This window comes from Streptomyces sp. H51 (assembly GCF_035656535.1).
Classification (GTDB): Bacteria; Actinomycetota; Actinomycetes; order Streptomycetales; family Streptomycetaceae; genus Streptomyces.
Genome location: NZ_JAYMHD010000065.1, coordinates 1 through 18,939 on the forward strand (window position 1 = coordinate 1; position 18,939 = coordinate 18,939).

Here is an 18,939-nt window from a genome sequence, read left to right on the forward strand (position 1 = left end):
GGCATCCGACAGTTCATGGCGACGTATCACCCGACCATGATCCCCGACCAAAGATCATTTGACGACAGACCCTAGGACCTCTCCGGCGGATCACGCCGGAGACGCGGGGTCCGGCACTCCCGTCTGCGGCGTTGTCGCCGGCCCCCGACTCCCCCGCGCGCGGCTGCGCTCGCGGGGGGAGCCGATCGCGTCGGCTCCTTCCTCCGCCTTGCACCCGGACGCACCAGACCCCGCTCACCAGGGCTGCAAGGCGCCGCCGGTTTCCGCCGAGTCGATCCGCCGAACAGGCCCTGGCCGCCCGCGGACACACGAAGGCGCCGGCCGCTGCGGAGCGCCGGCGCCTTCCGTGCCGTGCGGACTACACGCCCGCGATGACCTCCGCCGCCGCGCGACCGCAGACCCGGGCCGCGCCGTGGGTGGCGATGTGGAGGGCGCCGCGGGGCGGGGCCTGCGGAATGCCCATCTCGACGACCACCGTGTCGGGGCGGGCCCTCAGCAGGAGATCCAGGGCGGCCGCCATCCAGGGGTGCCGGTGCTCGTCGCGGACCACGGCGACGATGCGGCGGGGCCCGGCTGCGGCGAGGGCCTCCCAGCCCGCGTCCGCCCCGGTGAAGCTGCCCGTCTCCGTGCCGGGGAGGAGCCGGACGAGTTCAGCGGCGACGCCCCAGGGCGTCTCGGCGCCGACCGCGATGTTGGCGACGGGGGTGAAGGCGGCGACGTAGGGCGGCTCGGTGAGCGGCGTGAAGCCGTCGGCGCCGGTCAGCCGCACCGCCCGCCGGGCCGCCCGCAGGCCCACCTCGCCGTCGGCCTCGCCCAGCGTGCCCGCGGCGCGGGCCGCCGCCGTCCAGCGGGCCAGGCGGCGCACGCGTTCCGCGGCGTCGGCCAGGCGTTCCTCGGGCAGTTCACCGGCGCGTACGGCGGTGACCAGGGCGTCGCGCAGGCGGCGTACCGTCTCGTCGTCGGCGAGACCGCCGCCCACGCAGATCGCGTCCGCGCCGGCCGCGATGGCGAGGACGCTGCCCCGTTCGATGCCGTAGGTGCCCGCGATGGCCTGCATCTCCATGCCGTCGGTGACGATGAGGCCGTCGTAGCGGAGTTCGCCGCGCAGCAGGTCGGTCAGCACCCGGTGGGAGAGCGTCGCCGGGCGGTCCGGGTCCAGGGCCGGCACCAGGATGTGTGCGCTCATCACGGCGCGAGTGCCGGCGGCGATCGCCGCGCGGAACGGGGCCAGTTCACGCGACCGCAGGACGGCCCGCTCCACGTCGATGCGGGGCAGCGCGTGGTGGGAGTCGACGGCCGTGTCGCCGTGGCCGGGGAAGTGCTTGGTGCAGGCGGCGACCCCGGCGGACTGCAGGCCGTCCACGTAGGCCGCCGTGTGCCGGGCGACCAGGCCGGTGTCGGCGCCGAAGGAGCGGACGCCGATGACCGGGTTGGCCGGGTTGGAGTTCACGTCCGCGGACGGGGCCCAGTTGAGGTTGATTCCGCAGGCCGCGAGGCGGCGGCCGAGCTCGCGGGCCACCCCCCTCGTCAACTCCACGTCGTCGACCGCGCCGAGGGCGTGGTTGCCGGGGAAGCTGGAGCCGGTACGCACTTCCAGGCGCGTGACGTCCCCGCCCTCCTCGTCGACGGCGACCAGCACGTCGTCCCGTTCCGCGCGCAACCGCGCGGTCAGGGCGGACAGTTGCGCGGCGGAGGCGATGTTGCGGCCGAACAGGCCGACCGAGGCGAGGCCCTCGCCCAGGCGCCGTAGCAGCCAGTCGGGGGCGGAGGTCCCGGTGAAGCCGGGTTGCAGGACGGTCAGGGCGTCCCGGGTGAGGGTGTCGGTACCATCGGTGATCGTCGTCATAGGAGGCTTCATCCCTTCACGGCGCCGGCGGTCAGACCCGCGGCCATCTTGCGCTGGACGAGCAGGAACAGGACGACGATCGGTACGGCCATCATGGTGGCGCCGGCCATCATCGGGGCGTACTCGGTGCCGTGCTTGGTGGTGAAATTGCCGAGCCAGACGGTCGCGGTCTGGTTCTTCTGGCTGAGCAGCATCAGCGCGTACAGGTACTCGTTCCAGGCCTGGATGAAGCCGTAGACCGAGGTGGCGACCATGCCGGGGGCCAGCAGGGGGAACACGACCCGGAGGAACGCGCCGGTGGGTGAGCACCCGTCGACCATCGCCGCCTCCTCCAGTTCCCTCGGGATGTTGACGATGAATCCGCGCAACGTCCACACCGTGAAGGGCAGGATGAAGGTCAGGTACGTGATGATCAGGCCGGTGAGCTTGTCGTACTGCCCCAGGTCGTTCAGCAGCAGGAAGACCGGGATGATCATGGCGACCAGCGGGACCATCTGGACCGCGAGGATGCCGACGATCACGATCTTGCGGCCGCGGAAGGCGAACCGCGAGATGGCGAGGGCGGCCAGCAAGCCGACCACCATGCCGATCACGACCACGGCGAGGGAGACGGTCAGGCTGCGGCCGACCGGTCCCCAGAAGTCGGCGATGTCCAGCGCCCGGCGGAAGTTGTCGAGCGTGATCCCGGTCGGCAGCAGGCTCGGGTCCGGGTCGATGGCGTCCTTCGCCGGTTTGAACGCCGTGTCGACCATCCAGTACAGGGGGAAGCCGGCGGTGACGAAGACGAGGAGGCCGAGCAGGTTGTACCCGAGCCGCGACCTGCGGCGCCCGGCGGTGACGAGGGCGCTCATTCGACCTCTCCGATCTTCAGCATCTGGCGCATGTAGACGGCGACGACACCGAGCAGCAGGGCCACGGTGAGCAGGGCGATCGCCGAGCCCTGGGCGTAGTCGTTGACGACGAACGCACGGTCGTAGGAGTAGGTGTTGAGGACCTGGAACTCGGACTCCGGGTGGCCGCCGCGCATGACGAAGACCTGCGGGAAGACGCCCATGTCCCAGATCACCGACAGCGTCGTGAGCATCACGATGATCGGCTTGAGGACGGGCAGGGTGACCCAGCGGAAGACGCCCCAGGAGTTGGCGCCGTCCAGCCGGGCCGCCTCCTCCAGTTCCCGGGGCACCTGGGTCAGGCCGGCGCTCAGGGTGATGACGACGAAGGGCACGGCGCCCCACACCACCAGCAGCATGATCACGGCCAGCCCCTCGGGCCCGCTCGCGAACCAGTTGTGGCCGATCATCTCGACGCCGGGCAGTTTGTCGAGCAGCGCGTTGAACACGCCGTAGTCGGAGTCGAACAGCCACTTGAAGACGGTCGTGGCCACGATGACCGGCATGCCCCAGCTCGCCACCAGCACGATGTTGATCAGCGTCTTCAGCCACCCGGAGATCCGCTGCAGCAGCAGGGCGATCGCCATGCCGGCGACCATGGTCAGGACGACGGCGCCGCCCGCGAAGATGATCGTGCGCACCACGACGGCCCAGAACTCGCCGTCCCCCAGCACCTCGCCGAAGTTGTCGAAGCCGACCGACTCGGCCGGCTGGAAGCCCCACAGCTGGGACTGCCCGAACTTCTGGAAGGACAGGGTGACCAGGCGGACGAGCGGATAGCCCATCACCAGGGCGAGGATCAGCAGGCAGGGCGCGAGCAGCAGCCAGGGGGTGGCCGCGGGGCCCGACTTCCGCCGTCTGCGCGGCCTTCGGGAGGGCGCGGGCGGGGGCGGCGCCGGCCGCGGCGGCGGCACCTTGGCGGGGGTGGTCGTGTCTGCGGCACTCATCGCGCTCCTCAGCGGTCCCTCAGGTCGGCGGACAGCGGGACCCCGCCGACGGCAGGGTCCCGCTGTGGGTCACTTGGTGTTGATGACCTTGTCGATCGCGGCGTCCGCCTCCTTCGCGGCGGCCTCCACCGACTTCTTGCCGGTGCCGATGTTCTGCAGCATGGTCTGCAGCACCTGGGCCTTCTCGACCTGGCCCCAGCCGGGGGCCATCGGGACGAACCAGTTGGACTCGGCCGCGGTGGCCGGGACCGCCGTCGCCGGGTCGTTCTTCAGGGTCGCGAGGTCGGTCTTGTTGTTGGGCAGGTTGCCCTTGGCCATCAGACCCTTCTGGCCGGAGGAGCCCGCGAACGCGTTGATCCATTCGGCGGCGACACCCTGCGCGTCCGACTTCACCGGGACGGCGAGGTCGCTACCGCCCAGGAAGACGGGCATGTTCTTGCCGGACGGACCCGGCATCACGAAGTTCTCGAGGTTGTCCTTGAGCTTGCCGGTCTTGTCGTTCTTCGGGTCCGCGGCGGTGGCGCCCTCCCAGGCCGCGCCGAAGATCATGCCGGACTTGCCCTGGCCGTAGACGATGTAGCGGTCGGACTCGTCCTTGGTCTTGTCGCCGTGCATGTACGTGTCGACGACGTTCTTGAACTCGGTCAGGCCCTTGAGGGACTCGGGCGAGGAGAGGTTCGCCTTCCACTGGCCGCCCTCCTCCTTGGCGATGGAGCCGCCGGCGTCGTAGACGAAGGACATGGCCGCGTACCAGTCGCGGGTGGGCTGGTACCAGGCGGAGAACTTGTCGCCCTCCTTCTTCTGGACCTTGTCGAGGGCGGCGGTGAGCTCCTTGTACGTCTTCGGCGTGGACTTCACGCCCGCCGAGGCGAAGAGGTCCTTGCGCCAGTTGCCGACGCGGCCACCCGCGTAGTAGGGGACGCCGTAGGTCTTGCCCTCGTAGGTGACCGAGGCCTTCAGGCCGTCCAGCCAGGTGGCCGAGTTGTCGAACTTCCCGGCGTCGAGGGGGGCGAAGGCGCCCTTGACCATGTAGCCGAGCATCTCGGTGTTGCCCATCTCGACCACGTCCGGAACCTTGTCCGTGGCGAGGACGGCGTCCAGCTTGGTGTTCTTGTCCGGCCAGCCGTAGTACTCGTGCTCGATCTTGATGCCGGGGTGCTTCTTCTTGACCGCCGCGTCGGCGGCCTTCACCAGTTCCGGCCAGTTGTTCTGGGCGTCGACGGTGAGCCAGACGGTCAACTCCTTGACGTCCGCGCCCTGCTTGCCCGAATCCTTGTCGTCACCGCTCCCGCACGCCGCGACGGAGACCACCATGCCCGCGATACCGATCGCGGCTGCCAGCTTGCGCTTCACGCCACCCTCCTCAGGGATGCCACACAACCCCCCTGCCTCCCCGCGTGAGCGTTGGGCCGGGACCTGGACCAATGGTGTAGACCAGTACCGGGAGCTTGGACCAGACCATGAAGCCTGTCAAGGCCGTCAGAACCGCTCCGACCAGCCGTTATGCGACCTACATATGCAGGAACCTTTAAGTAAGAAGCCCGCAAAAAGACGCCCCCTCGACGCGACCATCCCGGTAGACCACTTACAGTGGTGGACTAGACCAGAAGAGGGGGCGACGGTATACAGAGGGGATCACGCAGCGTGCGGAGGAGATCCCGGTACGCTGCCGCCACGATGTGAGCCGCGTCCGAAGCCGGGAAGGCAGACCATGAGCACCGACGTCAGCAGTGCGGAACACGAGGGTGGGGCGACCGTCCGCACCGCGCGCGTGCCGAAGTACTACCGTCTGAAGAAGCACCTGCTCGACATGACGGAGACGCAGGCGCCGGGCACTCCGGTCCCCCCCGAGCGCACCCTGGCCGCGGAGTTCGACACCTCGCGCACGACCGTCCGCCAGGCCCTGCAGGAACTCGTCGTCGAGGGCCGCCTGGAGCGCATCCAGGGCAAGGGCACCTTCGTCGCCAAGCCGAAGGTCTCGCAGGCGCTGCAGCTCACCTCGTACACCGAGGACATGCGGGCCCAGGGCCTGGAGCCCACCTCGCAGCTGCTGGACATCGGCTACATCACCGCCGACGACCGCCTCGCCGGGCTGCTCGACATCACCGCCGGCGGCCGGGTGCTGCGCATCGAGCGGCTGCGCATGGCCAACGGCGAGCCGATGGCCATCGAGACCACGCACCTCAGCGCCAAGCGGTTCCCGGCCCTGCGCCGCTCCCTGGCCAAGTACACGTCCCTCTACACCGCCCTCGCCGAGGTCTACGACGTGCGCCTCGCCGAGGCCGAGGAGACCATCGAGACCTCCCTGGCCACTCCGCGCGAGGCCGGCCTGCTCGGCACGGACGTGGGCCTGCCGATGCTGATGCTCTCCCGGCACTCGCTGGACCGGGAAGGGCAGCCGGTGGAGTGGGTCCGGTCGGTGTACCGGGGAGACCGCTACAAGTTCGTGGCCAGACTGAAGCGCCCGCAGGACTAGAACGCGGGGGCCGGACGCGGGGGCCGGACGCGAGAGCGGAACGCGGGGGCGTAGCCGGATCCGAACGCCGGGGTGCCGTGCGGGCGCCCGTTCGAGCGGGTACCGAGCGAATACGGACGGACCGTCAGGACACCGGCGCACGAAGGGACTTGCCCCCCTGCCGGGTCGACGGCGGCTGCACACAATCATCACAAGCACCTCGCGACGCGGTCTTCCGCTGACGTGACACCGTGACCTAGATTGCCTGCGCGTTGCACACGTGATCAGTGACGGGACGGAGTCGCGGTATGCCGAATGTGCCCGAAACCAGACCCCCGGTGGTGACACCGGCCCGCATCCTCATCGCCGTCTGCCTGACGGCGCCCTTCGTGGCGATGCTGTGGGTCGGCTCCTACGCCGAGACGGATCCCACGCTCGCCGGGATCCCGTTCTTCTACTGGTACCAGATGCTCTGGGTGCTGGTGTCCACCGCGCTGACGATGGCCGCGTACAAGCTGTGGCAGCGCGACCGGCGCGGACGCGCCGCGCAGAGGGGCGGTGCGTCGGAGTGAAGGACGGCGTCAACGGCATCGCGCTCGGTGTCTTCGTCTTCTTCTTCCTCGCCGTCACGGCGATGGGCTTCCTGGCCGCGCGCTGGCGTCGGGCCGAGAACGAGCACAGCCTCGACGAATGGGGCCTGGGCGGACGGTCGTTCGGCACCTGGGTCACGTGGTTCCTGCTGGGCGGCGACCTGTACACGGCGTACACCTTCGTCGCCGTGCCGGCGGCGGTCTACGCGGCGGGGGCGGCCGGGTTCTTCGCGGTGCCGTACACCATCCTCGTCTATCCGCTGATCTTCACCTTCCTGCCGCGGCTGTGGTCGGTGTCCCACCGGCACGGCTACGTGACGACGTCGGACTTCGTGCGCGGCCGCTTCGGCTCGAAGGGCCTGTCGCTGGCGGTCGCGGTGACCGGCATCCTGGCGACGATGCCGTACATCGCGCTCCAGCTCGTCGGCATCCAGGCGGTGCTGGACGTGATGGGCATCGGCGGCGGCGAGAACACGAACTGGTTCGTGAAGGACCTGCCGCTGCTGATCGCCTTCGGCGTGCTGGCGGCCTACACCTACTCGTCGGGCCTGCGGGCGCCCGCGCTGATCGCGTTCGTGAAGGACACGCTGATCTACATCGTCATCGCGGTGGCGATCATCTACATCCCGATCAAACTGGGCGGGTTCGACGACGTCTTCGCCAAGGCGGGCGAGAAGTTCGCCGCCGCGGGGGCGGGCGGTCTGGTGCCGGCCCCGGCGGGCCAGTGGACGTATGCCACGCTGGCGCTCGGCTCCGCGCTCGCGCTGTTCATGTACCCGCACTCGATCACCGCGACGCTGTCCTCCGGGAGCCGCGAGGTGATCCGCCGCAACACCACGATCCTGCCGCTGTACTCGCTGATGCTCGGCCTGCTGGCCCTGCTGGGCTTCATGGCGATCGCGGCCGGGGTGAAGGTCACCAACGGGCAGCTGGCGATCCCGCAGCTGTTCGAGAACATGTTCCCCGACTGGTTCGCGGGGGTGGCCTTCGCCGCGATCGGCATCGGCGCCCTCGTCCCGGCGGCGATCATGTCCATCGCGGCGGCGAACCTGTTCACCCGCAACATCTACAAGGACTTCATCAGGCCCGACGCGACACCGAAGGAGGAGACCCGGGTCTCCAAGATCGTGTCCCTGCTGGTGAAGGTGGGCGCGCTGGTCTTCGTCCTGACCATGGACAAGACCGTCGCCATCAACTTCCAGCTGCTGGGCGGCATCTGGATCCTGCAGACCTTCCCGGCCCTGGTCGGCGGCCTCTTCACACGGTGGTTCCACCGCTGGGCGCTGCTCACCGGCTGGGCGGTCGGCATGGTGTACGGCACGGTCGCCGCGTACGGGGTGGCCTCGCCGACGCAGGCGCACTTCGGCGGCAGCGCCAAGGAGATCCCCGGCATCGGCGAGATCGGCTACATCGGCCTGACGGCGTTCGTGCTGAACGTGGTCGTGACCGTGGTCCTCACCGTCGTGCTGAAGGCGGTCAAGGCCCCGGAGGGCGTCGACCAGACCCGGCCCGAGGACTACACGGCCGACGCCGGGGACGCGGGAGTGCGGGTGGAGTTGCCGCCCGCGACCGCGGGGGCGCCCCAGTAGGAGGCGGTACGGACGGGCGGGCCGCCGGTGGGAAAACCGGCGGCCCGTTGTCGTACCCGTCGGGCACACTCGCCGCATGGACATCGTGATACGGCAGGCCACCCCCGGGGAGTACGAGGCACTCGGCGAGATCACCGCCCAGGCATATCTGCGAGACGGCCTCCTCGACTTCGGGGAGAGCGACACCTACCTCGCGGAGCTGAAGGACGTCGGCAAGCGCGCCGCCGCCGCCGAGGTGCTGGTCGCCGTGCGCCAGGACCGCCTGCTCGGCGGCGTGACCTTCGTGCCGTCCGGCGGCCCGATGGCCGACATCGCCGGGCCCGGCGAGGCCGAGATCCGCATGCTCGCGGTCGCGCACGACGCCCGGGGCCGGGGCGTCGGCGAGGCGCTGGTGCGCTTCTGTCTGGACCGCGCCCGAGCCGTGCAGGGCTGTGCCCGCGTCGTCCTGTCGACCCAGCGGTCCATGCACACCGCCCACCGCATCTACGAACGCCTGGGCTTCGCCCGCGCTCCCGAGCGGGACTGGAACCCGATCCCGCACCTGGACGACATCACGCTGCTGGCCTATCAGTTGACGCTGTGAAGCCACCGCGACACAACATCTGGGGGTGATACCGCAGCACGACACAAGATGTATGCTCATGCTCGCTGTCGCCGCAGGGGAATCCGGTGCGAATCCGGAACTGTCCCGCAACGGTGTACCTGTGCGCGTCCGTGCGCAGGAGTCAGTCCGAGGACCTGCCGACAGCGCGCCCGGCCCGTCCGGTCCGGGCGCCCGACGTCCGGGCCTCGCGGAATGGGCCGGTGGACGCGGCGCCGTGTGCGCTCGTGGCTGCCCCCTGTCCTGCGCAAGGCCCCGTGCCGAGCGAGGGAGAGCCCCCACGTGACCATCGCGCCAGCCGATCCGGCATCGGCGACCCAGGATCCGGCCTCAGCGATCCAGCCGGACGGCGACGGCCCCGGCGCCGAGCTTGTGCGGACGCTGACCGAGCTGACCGCCGACCTGCCCGACGCCGACCCCGGCCGGGTCGCCGCCGCCGCGCTGCGCGGCCGGTCCGCGCGGGCGGACGGGACGGAACTGCGCGAGCTGGCCACGGAGGCGGCCGCCGGCCTCATCTCCGAGGACCCCGCCTACTCACGGCTGGCCGCCCGGCTGCTGACGATCGGCATCGCCGCCGAGGCCGCCTCGCAGGGGGTCACGTCGTTCACCGAGTCGGTCGCCGTCGGGCACCGCGAGGGCATCGTCGCGGACCGGACCGCCGCGTTCGTGCGCGTCCACGCTCCACGCCTCGACGCGCTGGTGGACGCGGAGGCGGACGACCGCTTCGGCTACTTCGGCCTGCGCACCCTGCACAGCCGCTACCTGCTGCGGCATCCGACCACCCGCCGGGTGATCGAGACGCCCCAGCACTTCCTGCTGCGGGTGGCGAGCGGTCTGGCCGAGGACGACACGGTCCGCTCCGTGGACGAGGTCGCCGCGCTCTACCGGCTCATGAGCCGCCTCGACTACCTCCCCTCCTCCCCCACGCTGTTCAACTCCGGCACCCGGCACCCCCAGATGTCGTCCTGCTACCTGCTCGACTCCCCGCTGGACGAGCTGGACTCCCTCTACGACCGCTACCACCAGGTCGCCCGGCTCTCCAAGCACGCGGGCGGCATCGGCATCGCCTTCTCCCGCATCCGATCCCGCGGTTCGCTCATCCGTGGCACCAACGGGCACTCGGGCGGCATCGTCCCGTTCCTGAAGACCCTCGACGCCTCGGTCGCCGCCGTGAACCAGGGCGGCCGGCGCAAGGGTGCGGCCGCCGTCTACCTGGAGACCTGGCACGCCGACATCGAGGAGTTCCTGGAGCTGCGCGACAACACCGGCGAGGACGCCCGCCGCACGCACAACCTCAACCTCGCGCACTGGGTCCCGGACGAGTTCATGCGCCGGGTGAACGCCGACGGGCAGTGGTCGCTGTTCTCCCCCTCGGACGTGCCCGAGCTGGTCGACCTGTGGGGGGAGGACTTCGACGCCGCCTACCGCAAGGCCGAGGCCGAGGGGCTCGCGCGCAGGACCCTTCCGGCGCGCGAACTGTACGGCCGCATGATGCGCACTCTCGCGCAGACCGGCAACGGCTGGATGACCTTCAAGGACACCGCCAACCGCACCGCCAACCAGACGGCCGAGCCCGGCCGCGTCGTGCACTCCTCGAATCTGTGCACCGAGATCCTGGAGGTCACCGACGACGGGGAGACGGCCGTCTGCAACCTCGGTTCGGTCAACCTCGGCGCCTTCGTCGACGACGGCGAGATCGACTGGGAGCGGCTGGACGCCACCGTCCGCACGGCCGTCACCTTCCTCGACCGCGTCGTCGACGTGAACTACTACCCGACCGGGCAGGCGGGCCGCTCCAACGCCCGGTGGCGCCCGGTCGGCCTGGGCGTGATGGGCCTGCAGGACGTCTTCTTCAAGCTGCGCCTGCCCTTCGACTCGCAGCGGGCCCGGGACCTGTCGACCCGGATCGCCGAGCGCCTCATGCTCGCCGCCTACGAAGCCTCCGCCGACCTCGCCGAACGCAGCGGCCCGCTGCCGGCCTGGGAGCAGACCCGAACCGCCCGGGGCGTGCTGCACCCCGACCACTACGGCGTGGAGTTCGCCTGGCCGGAGCGCTGGGCGGCGCTGCGCGAACGGATCGCCGCGGTCGGCCTGCGCAACTCCCTGCTGCTGGCCGTCGCCCCGACCGCCACCATCGCCTCGATCGCCGGCGTGTACGAGTGCATCGAGCCGCAGGTGTCCAACCTGTTCAAGCGCGAGACGCTGTCCGGTGAGTTCCTTCAGGTCAACTCGTACCTGGTCAGGGACCTCAAGGAACTGGGCGTGTGGGACGCCCGCACCCGCGAGGCGCTGCGCGAGGCGAACGGCTCGGTCCAGGACTTCACGTGGATCCCGGAGGACGTCCGGCGGCTGTACCGCACGGCGTGGGAGATCCCGCAGCGCGGCCTGATCGACATGGCCGCCGCGCGCACCCCGTTCCTGGACCAGTCCCAGTCCCTGAACCTGTTCCTGGAGACGCCGACGATCGGCAAGCTCTCCTCGATGTACGCGTACGCCTGGAAGCAGGGCCTGAAGACGACGTACTACCTGCGCTCGCGCCCGGCGACCCGCATCGCGCGCGCCGCCCGGGCCCAGGCGGCCACCGTCCCCGTACAGCAGGCGGCCGACCCGGAAGCCGTCGCCTGCTCCCTCGAGAACCCCGAGTCCTGCGAGGCCTGCCAGTGACACGCGCCCACCACCTGCTCGACCCCGGCTTCGAGCTGACGCTGCGCCCCATGCGCTACCCGGACTTCTACGAGCGCTACCGGGACGCGATCAAGAACACCTGGACCGTGGAGGAGGTCGACCTGCACTCGGACGTGGCCGACCTCGCGAAGCTGACCCCCGCCGAACAGCACCTGATCGGCCGCCTGGTGGCGTTCTTCGCGACGGGCGACTCGATCGTCGCCAACAACCTCGTGCTGACGCTGTACAAGCACATCAACTCCCCCGAGGCGCGGCTGTACCTCAGCCGCCAGCTGTTCGAGGAGGCCGTGCACGTCCAGTTCTACCTGACCCTGCTGGACACCTACCTGCCCGATCCGGACGACCGGGCGGCCGCCTTCGCGGCGGTGGAGAACATCCCGTCGATCCGCGAGAAGGCGGAGTTCTGCTTCCGGTGGATCGACCAGGTGGAGAAGATCGACCGCCTGGAGACCCGGGCCGACCGCCGCCGCTTCCTGCTGAACCTGATCTGCTTCGCCGCGTGCATCGAGGGCCTGTTCTTCTACGGCGCCTTCGCGTACGTCTACTGGTTCCGCAGCCGGGGCCTGCTGCACGGCCTGGCGACCGGCACCAACTGGGTGTTCCGCGACGAGACGATGCACATGTCGTTCGCCTTCGACGTGGTGGACACCGTGCGCAAGGAGGAGCCGGACCTCTTCGACGACGCACTCGGGCAGCAGGTGGCGGACATGCTGCGGGAGGCCGTCGAGGCGGAGCTGCAGTTCGCGCGGGACCTGTGCGGCGACGGGCTGCCGGGCATGAACACCGACTCGATGCGCCAGTACCTGGAGTGCGTCGCCGACCAGCGCCTCGTCCGCCTCGGCTTCGCGCCCGTGTACGGCGCGGAGAACCCCTTCCCCTTCATGGAGCTGCAGGGCGTCCAGGAGCTGACCAACTTCTTCGAGCGGCGCCCGTCGGCCTACCAGGTCGCGGTGGAGGGCACGGTCGACCTCGACGAGGACTTCTGACCGGGATCCGGGAACGTGGGTGGTACGTCCAACCGGGGTCCGACCGGGAAGACCGGGAGGACAGGACCGGGAAGACCGGAGGACAGGACCGGGAGGACCGGAGGACCGGGAAGGAGGCCACCCATGCGCCGGACGACCCACCGCACGGCTCTCGCCCTCGCGGCGCTGGCCCTGGCCGCCGCCGGCTGCGGCGGCTGCGGCGGCGGAAACGCAAGCGGGGCGGGGAGCGGGAAAGGGGGTGGCGGCGGCACCGTCTCGCCGTCCTCCGCCGCCAGCACCGCCGCGGCCGGCTGCGCGGACACCACGCAACTGGACGCCGCCGACAGCGGCCGTACCGTCTGCCTGGCCGTGGGCGGCACGGTCCGCGTCAGCCTGGACGGGACCGCCGGACGGCCCTGGAAGCCGGTCGCCGTGAGCGGTACCGGGCTGCGGGCCACCAACAGCGGCTTCGTGCTGCGGCCGGGCGACGCGAGCGCCGCCTTCGAGGCCGTCTCCGCCGGCCGCTCCCGGCTGTCCTCGCAGCGGCCGCTGTGCGCCCAGACCGGCCGGATCTCGTGCAAGGGGATTCAGGAGTGGTGGGTCACCGTGGTGGTGAGGTAGTCCGGCCGCCGGGCGGGGCGTCGGGCACCCGCCTCCGCGCGCGCCCGCTCGGCCTCCCGGATCTGCCGGTCGACGCGCCGGTCGTGCAGGATGCCGGCCACGGACGGCAGGATCAGCAGGACGAGGATCCCGAGAACGGCCAGCATTCCGGTCAGTGCTTCGATGCGTGTCGTATCCATGGACACCACTGTCACGCCGGTGACTCCTGACAAACAGTGGCAGGACTGCCGCACACCCTCGAAAAGCTGCCAACGGTGAGGCAGACTGGCGACATGCTGCAGAACGTGGCCGCCGTCGTCCTGAACGGCGTGAACCCCTTCGAACTCGGCGTCGTCTGCGAGGTCTTCGGCATCGACCGCAGCGACGACGGACTGCCGGTGTACGACTTCGCCGTCGCCTCCGCCGAGGGCCCGGAGCTCTCCGCACGGGGCGGCTTCGCCCTGCACGTCGGCCACGGCCTCGAACGCCTGGAGTCGGCGGACCTGATCGCCGTGCCGGCCTGCGCCGGCTACGAGACGCGTGAGTTCCCGCCCGACCTGCTGGACGCCCTGCGGCGCGGGGTGGACCGCGGGGCACGGGTGCTGAGCGTGTGCTCCGGCGTGTTCGTGCTCGCCGCGGCCGGGCTGCTCGACGGCCGGCGCTGCGCGGTGCACTGGCACCACGCGGAGGCGCTGGCCCGGGCGTACCCGCGGCTGACCGTCGAGCCCGACGTGCTGTACGTCGACGAGGACCCGGTGATCACCTCCGCCGGCACGGCGGCCGGCATCGACGCCTGCCTGCACATCGTGCGCAAGGAACAGGGCCCGGAGGTCGCCAACAAGATCGCCCGGCGCATGGTGGTGCCCCCGCACCGGGACGGCGGGCAGGCCCAGTACATCGAGCGCCCGCTGCCCCGCTCCCAGGGCGACACGGTGGCCGAGGTGCTGGTGTGGATGGAGCGCCACCTCGACGAGGACGTCACCGTCGAGCAGCTCGCCGCCCGGGCCCACATGTCGCCGCGGACCTTCGCGCGCCGCTTCCAGCAGGAGACCGGCACCACGCCCTACCGCTGGATCCTGCGCCAGCGGGTGCTGCTGGCGCAGCGGCTGCTGGAGGCGACGGACGAGACGGTGGACGCCATCGCGGGCCGGACGGGGTTCGGGACCGCGGCCGCGCTGCGCCACCAGTTCACACAGGTGCTGGGGACCACCCCGAACGCCTACCGGCGCACGTTCCGCGGGTCCGAGGCGGCCTGACCGGTCGCCCCGGCAGGCACCCCCTCAGTCGTTGGCGACGACCGGGTAGCGGGGCTCGTTCTCGGCCATCTGCCGCAGCGCGTCCTTGCGTTCGCGCTTGGAGAGGCGGTCGATGTAGAGGTATCCGTAGAGGTGGTCGGTCTCGTGCTGCAGGCAGCGGGCGAAGTAGCCGGTGCCGCGCACCTTGACCGGGTTGCCCTGCTCGTCCTGCCCGGTGACCTCCGCGTAGTCCGGACGCGCGAGCGGGGCGTAGGCGGTCGGCACGGACAGGCAGCCCTCGTTGCTGTCGTCGAGGCGGCGCCGTTCGGCGGGCAGTTCGGCCGGCTTCGGGTTGCAGACCACGCCGACGTGCCGGACGCCCTGGTCGTCCTGGCAGTCGTAGACGAAGACCTTCAGGTCGACGCCGATCTGGTTGGCGGCCAGGCCGACGCCCTCGGCGGTGCGCTGCGAGGCGAACATGTCCGCCACCAACTGCTGGAGTCCCTCGCCGAACTCCGTGACGTCCTTGCACTCCTTGTGCAGCACCGGGTTGCCCACCACCGTGATCGGCCGCGAGGTGCCGCGCTCGCGCCAGGCGTTCTCGCGCTCCTCGCAGTCCTCGGTGTCGATGACGAAGCCCTCGTCGTCCACGGGGAGCACGCCCGCGTGCTGCTGATCGGTGTCCTGCTGCGCCATGACCGACGTACGCCTTCCTGCAAGCATGGGAAATTCTGCGGGTACAGCCTAAAGGGAGCGGTGCACCGGCAGGGGGCCGTTCCAAGGCCCTGGGTGTGAAGGACCTGGAGACGAAGGACCTGGACGCGAGGGGCCCGGGCACAGCGCACCCGGGTGCGACCCGGGTGCGAAGGACCCCGGTTCAGCAGACCTCTTCGAGATCCCGCCAGTCCCTGGAGTCCGGGCTGTCCGCGACCCACCCGTCCAGCAGCCCCCGCACCAGCGACGCGGGCGCCGCGACCCCGCACTCCCGCTCCGGCACCCACAGCTGGCCGTCGGTGCGGTGCCCGAGCGGGCCGGGGTGACCCGGTTCGCTGTGGTCGTGCGGGTCGAGGTGCTCGCCGTCGCCCTCGTCCGAGGGCATCCGGGACTCCGAGCACATCCGGCACAGCAGCCGCACGGACGACGACCAGTCCTCGGCCGCGAAGCCCGCGTCGGCGGCGAGCTGCTCCAGGGCGTCCCGGTCGTCCTCGGTGGCGGCCTCCAGCAGGACCACCCAGGTCGGCACGGGGGACGGCGCCCACAGCTCGATCTCGTCGAACACCGGGTAGGCGTGCCCGGCCGCGGTGGTCCGCTCGCCGTGCGGCACCCCGTCGTGCAGCACGACCTCGCCCCAGCGCCGCCCCGAGGACGGCAGCGGGATCGACAGCACCTCCATGCGGGCCGGGTCCAGCCGGCGGCCCCACACCACCTCGGCCTCCCCCTCCGGGGACAGCCGCACGGCCGCGCTGCCGAGGTCCATGCCGACCGGCTCCCCGGACGCGGTGGCCGTGCCCGGCACCCGCAGCCCGTACGCCTGCCAGGCCCGCCGGGCCAGCGGCCAGTCCTGCAGGGCGGTGGCCGCGATGCCGACGTTCCACCAATCGGGTGCCCCGGTCTCCCGGTCCAGCAGCGCCACGGCCCGCAGACCGGCCGCCCGGGCCTGCTCCCAGTCGTGCCGGAACTTGTGCAGCAGGGCGAGGTTGAACCAGGACTCCGACAACCAGGGCTCCAGATCGGCGGCCCGCGTGAGCAGCGCGCCCGCGTCCTCGTAGCGGCCGTCGCCGATCAGCGTGAACGCACGGTCGGTGGCCTGCCGCCAGGAGGCGGAGGGCCGGTGCCGTCCCTTGCCGAAGATCCTCACGATTCCCGCCCGCCGGTTCCGTTCAGGGGGCTGGCCAGTGCCCCTGGACACTCTCTCTCTTCGCATCCAACCACGTGTGGCTGGAAGCACGCTCATTACCCATGGGTTACCCAGCCGGGAACGCGGTCAGACAGTCCCGGGCCAGGACGCGGGCCAGGGATTCCACCACCTCGGGCGCGTAGTCCGCCGCGGTCGCCAGCCGCAGGTCCTCCAGCGCCGTCAGGGGCCCGCCGGGCCCGGCGTCCCGCGCCTTCTCCTCGTAGGCGTTGACGGCCCGCACGATCCGGGCGGCGACCGGCTGTTCCCGGTAGGGGTCGGCCTGCCGCTCGACGACCACGGCGACCGCCCGGTCGACGCCGGTCTGGCGGACCACGGCCCCGCCGAGCAGCGCGATCCGGCGCTGCTCGGCCACCGGCAGGCCGGCCGTGGCACCCGCCGGGACCGGGTCCACCAGGCTGAGCTGGCCGATGTCGTGCATGAGGGCGGCGCACTCCAGCACGGCGAGTTCCGGCCTGGTCAGGCCCAGGTCCCGGCCGACGGCCCGGCTGAGCGCGGCCACCCGCCGGGCGTGCCCGGCCGGGGTGTACCCGGCGATCTCGGTGGCGCGGGCGAGGGAGGCGATGGTCTGCCGGTTGGTGGTCCGCACGGCCGCGTACCGGCGGAAGGACATCTGGGTGAGCAGCAGCGGCAGCGAGAACACCGGCAGCGCCCACAGCCCCGCGACGGCGACCGCGAGCGACGTCACCGCGCCCGTGGCGCACACCGCCGAGCCGATGCCGAGCAGGGCGCGCAGTTCGTCCCGCAGCAGCGGGCCGAAGGGCCAGCCGGTGCGGGAGTGCGCGAGGGCGGCGGCCAGGACGGCGTCGCACAGCGCGGTCAGGGCGAGCAGCGCCGGCAGCAGCAGCGCGTACGCGGGGCCGACCCAGGTGTCGAACAGCCCGCGGTCGTACAGGGGCTGGAAGCACACGGCGGCGAAGGCGACGGCCAGCACCCGCCGGGCGAGGTGGTCGGTCACCGCCCGCTGTCCGCGCGCGATGTGCGGCACGTTCCCGGCCAGGGCGGCGGCGAGGACGACGGTGACGACCTGCACCGCGCCGTGGGTCGTGGGCCGGCCCGCGTCGTCCCCGAGCAGCGCGTACGACAGCGCCGCGGCGGCCCCGAGCGGCGCGGCCTCCCGCACCCGGGCGCCGGTCCACCGGGCGAGCTCGCCGACGGCGACGAGCAGGCCGAAGGCGAGGGCGGTGGGGCGTTCGACCAGGCCGGTCCAGCAGGTGGCGAGGAGGGAGCCGACGGCCACCAGCGCGGCCGCCGTGTGGATGAGGAGCGTCAGCGGCGGGCGGGGACTCACCGGCGCGCCCGGGGCCTGCCGCCGACGCGCGGCGCGGGCGGGGCCGCGCGGTCCTCCTCGGCGGTGACCGCCGGGCGCCAGCCGTGCCGGGCGAGGGCCCGGACCAGGGCGCCGACCATGCGGGGGTCGAACTGGGCCCCGGCGCACCGCTGGAGTTCCTCCAGGGCCGCGGAGACGGGCCGCGCCCTGCTGTAGGAGCGCGTGGACGTCATCGCGTCGAACGCGTCGGCGACCGCGACCACCCGCGCCGACTCCGGGATCTGCCCGCCGGCCAGCCCGTACGGGTACCCGCTGCCGTCCAGCCGTTCGTGGTGGTGCAGCACCGCCGCCCGCGCCTCACCGAGGAAACCGATTCCGCGCACCATCTCGTGCCCGTACTCCGGATGCAGTTCGATCACCCGCCGCTCCTGCGGGGTGAGCGGGCCGTCCTTGCGCAGCAGCCGGGTGGGGACGCCGAGCTTGCCCACGTCGTGCAGGATCCCGGCGAACCGCAGCACCTCGACGCGCGCCTCCTCCATGCCGAGTTCGCGCGCGATCATCATGGACGCCTGCCCGACCCGCTCGCTGTGCCCGCGCGTGTAGCCGTCCTTGATGTCGACGGCCTGCACCAGCGCCCGGATCGTCGCCTGGTGGGCGGCCCGCTCCCGGTGGTACTGCGCGAACGCCCAGCCCGACACGCACATCGGCAGCAGCACCAGCAGCGCGGCCACCGGCCCGTACGGGCTGTGCCACAGCACGGCCATCATCAGCCCGGCGAGGCCGTGCACGGCGACCGGCGCGAGGGAGCGTACGAACAGTCCCCGCCAGGCCCGCCGGACCGGCACCCGCTCGGCCAGCGCGAGGATCCCCCCGTCCAGCGCGGTCAGCGCCAGGCAGAAGGTGAGGACCGCGGTCCCGGCCGGGAGCAGGGCGTAGGGGAAGTCGGAGGCCGCGACGGCGTGCGGTCCGCCCAGCGCCCGGTGCACGCGGGCCGCGGCGCACACCGCGAGGGCCAGCTGGGCGGCCCGCCAGGTCCGGCGCAGCCACGGCGAGCGCCGGCCGACCGGCGAGAGCAGCGCGCCGGGCAGCGGCACCAGGGCGGCGGCGGCCGGCGGGAGCAGGAAGGCCCCGGCGAGGAGCACGGGGTAGAACGTCCCGGCGAACCGCCATCGGGCGGCGGCCTGCTCACCGGCGGCGTACAGCGCGGCCGGCAGCGCGACCGCCCACCAGGGGGTGCGCGGGCCGCACAGCGGGAACAGACAGCACGCCGCGCCGAGGACCACGCAGGCGACGTACACGCGTGCGCGTGCCGGCACCGCCTCCATCACGCCTCTCCCCACGGCCGAGCCTG

The 18,939-nt window shown here is 71.8% G+C and carries 17 protein-coding genes and 1 riboswitch; of the genes, 8 read left to right on the top strand and 9 right to left on the bottom strand.

Features of this window, described 5'->3' with window-relative positions; all coding sequences use genetic code 11:
- Window positions 1-358 precede the first annotated feature (358 nt).
- From VKA29_RS21735 to VKA29_RS21750, 4 genes are all read right to left on the bottom strand, one after another.
- Window positions 359-1,846, bottom strand: a complete 1,488-nt coding sequence (locus VKA29_RS21735; protein ID WP_324787572.1) for a glycoside hydrolase family 3 protein — start codon at window positions 1,844-1,846, stop codon at window positions 359-361.
- 8 nt (window positions 1,847-1,854) lie between these two features.
- Window positions 1,855-2,697 (bottom strand): carbohydrate ABC transporter permease, encoded by an 843-nt coding sequence (locus tag VKA29_RS21740; protein WP_324787573.1) that lies wholly within the window; start codon window positions 2,695-2,697, stop codon window positions 1,855-1,857.
- The gene (locus VKA29_RS21745; protein ID WP_324787574.1) at window positions 2,694-3,683 is read right to left on the bottom strand and encodes a sugar ABC transporter permease; all 990 of its coding nucleotides are present in this window, start codon (window positions 3,681-3,683) and stop codon (window positions 2,694-2,696) included. The genes VKA29_RS21740 and VKA29_RS21745 overlap by 4 nt, the downstream gene beginning before the upstream one ends.
- A 69-nt stretch (window positions 3,684-3,752) precedes the next feature.
- Window positions 3,753-5,036 carry an extracellular solute-binding protein gene (locus tag VKA29_RS21750; RefSeq protein WP_324787575.1) on the bottom strand — a complete coding sequence of 428 codons (1,284 nt, stop codon included), beginning with the start codon at window positions 5,034-5,036 and terminating at the stop codon, window positions 3,753-3,755.
- Between the two features lie 358 nt (window positions 5,037-5,394).
- Between VKA29_RS21750 and VKA29_RS21755 the strand changes: the two genes are divergently transcribed.
- The 7 genes from VKA29_RS21755 (at window position 5,395) to VKA29_RS21785 (ending at window position 13,189) form a co-directional block, all read left to right on the top strand.
- Window positions 5,395-6,159, top strand: a complete 765-nt coding sequence (locus VKA29_RS21755; protein WP_324787576.1) for a GntR family transcriptional regulator — start codon at window positions 5,395-5,397, stop codon at window positions 6,157-6,159.
- A 287-nt stretch (window positions 6,160-6,446) separates the two neighbouring features.
- Window positions 6,447-6,710, top strand: coding sequence for a DUF3311 domain-containing protein (locus VKA29_RS21760; protein ID WP_324787577.1), 264 nt, complete (start codon window positions 6,447-6,449; stop codon window positions 6,708-6,710).
- Complete coding sequence (gene mctP / locus VKA29_RS21765) at window positions 6,707-8,317, top strand: monocarboxylate uptake permease MctP (protein ID WP_324787578.1); 1,611 nt, start codon at window positions 6,707-6,709, stop codon at window positions 8,315-8,317. Before VKA29_RS21760 ends, mctP begins: the two co-directional genes overlap by 4 nt.
- Before the next feature lie 76 nt (window positions 8,318-8,393).
- On the top strand, window positions 8,394-8,900 hold the full coding sequence (locus VKA29_RS21770) for a GNAT family N-acetyltransferase (RefSeq protein WP_324787579.1): 507 nt from the start codon (window positions 8,394-8,396) through the stop codon (window positions 8,898-8,900).
- A gap of 77 nt (window positions 8,901-8,977) precedes the next feature.
- Window positions 8,978-9,056: riboswitch (cobalamin riboswitch) on the top strand.
- Between the two features lie 144 nt (window positions 9,057-9,200).
- The gene (locus VKA29_RS21775; RefSeq protein ID WP_324787580.1) at window positions 9,201-11,582 is read left to right on the top strand and encodes a ribonucleoside-diphosphate reductase subunit alpha; all 2,382 of its coding nucleotides are present in this window, start codon (window positions 9,201-9,203) and stop codon (window positions 11,580-11,582) included.
- A 50-nt stretch (window positions 11,583-11,632) separates the two neighbouring features.
- Window positions 11,633-12,589: a ribonucleotide-diphosphate reductase subunit beta gene (locus VKA29_RS21780; RefSeq protein WP_324787631.1), complete on the top strand. Its 957-nt coding sequence runs from the start codon at window positions 11,633-11,635 to the stop codon at window positions 12,587-12,589.
- A 123-nt stretch (window positions 12,590-12,712) separates the two neighbouring features.
- Window positions 12,713-13,189, top strand: a complete 477-nt coding sequence (locus tag VKA29_RS21785; RefSeq protein WP_324787581.1) for a hypothetical protein — start codon at window positions 12,713-12,715, stop codon at window positions 13,187-13,189.
- Here the strand turns inward: VKA29_RS21785 and VKA29_RS21790 are convergent.
- A complete protein-coding gene (locus VKA29_RS21790) occupies window positions 13,156-13,368 on the bottom strand; it encodes a hypothetical protein (protein WP_324787582.1) in 213 nt (70 codons plus the stop codon). The two genes, VKA29_RS21785 and VKA29_RS21790, sit on opposite strands and share 34 nt — an antisense overlap.
- 93 nt (window positions 13,369-13,461) lie before the next feature.
- On the opposite strand from VKA29_RS21790, the gene VKA29_RS21795 reads away from it, so the two are divergent.
- The gene (locus VKA29_RS21795; RefSeq protein WP_324787583.1) at window positions 13,462-14,424 is read left to right on the top strand and encodes a GlxA family transcriptional regulator; all 963 of its coding nucleotides are present in this window, start codon (window positions 13,462-13,464) and stop codon (window positions 14,422-14,424) included.
- 24 nt (window positions 14,425-14,448) lie between these two features.
- Here VKA29_RS21795 and def read toward each other — a convergent pair whose 3' ends face one another.
- The 4 genes from def to VKA29_RS21815 all read right to left on the bottom strand — a co-directional run bounded on the left by def (window position 14,449) and on the right by VKA29_RS21815 (window position 18,913).
- The gene (gene def / locus VKA29_RS21800) at window positions 14,449-15,099 is read right to left on the bottom strand and encodes a peptide deformylase (RefSeq protein WP_324787584.1); all 651 of its coding nucleotides are present in this window, start codon (window positions 15,097-15,099) and stop codon (window positions 14,449-14,451) included.
- 181 nt (window positions 15,100-15,280) lie between these two features.
- A complete protein-coding gene (locus VKA29_RS21805) occupies window positions 15,281-16,261 on the bottom strand; it encodes a hypothetical protein (RefSeq protein WP_324787585.1) in 981 nt (326 codons plus the stop codon).
- Between the two features lie 106 nt (window positions 16,262-16,367).
- Window positions 16,368-17,609 carry an HD-GYP domain-containing protein gene (locus tag VKA29_RS21810; protein WP_324787586.1) on the bottom strand — a complete coding sequence of 414 codons (1,242 nt, stop codon included), beginning with the start codon at window positions 17,607-17,609 and terminating at the stop codon, window positions 16,368-16,370.
- A complete protein-coding gene (locus VKA29_RS21815) occupies window positions 17,606-18,913 on the bottom strand; it encodes an HD-GYP domain-containing protein (protein ID WP_324787587.1) in 1,308 nt (435 codons plus the stop codon). The genes VKA29_RS21810 and VKA29_RS21815 overlap by 4 nt, the downstream gene beginning before the upstream one ends.
- Window positions 18,914-18,939: the final 26 nt, after the last annotated feature.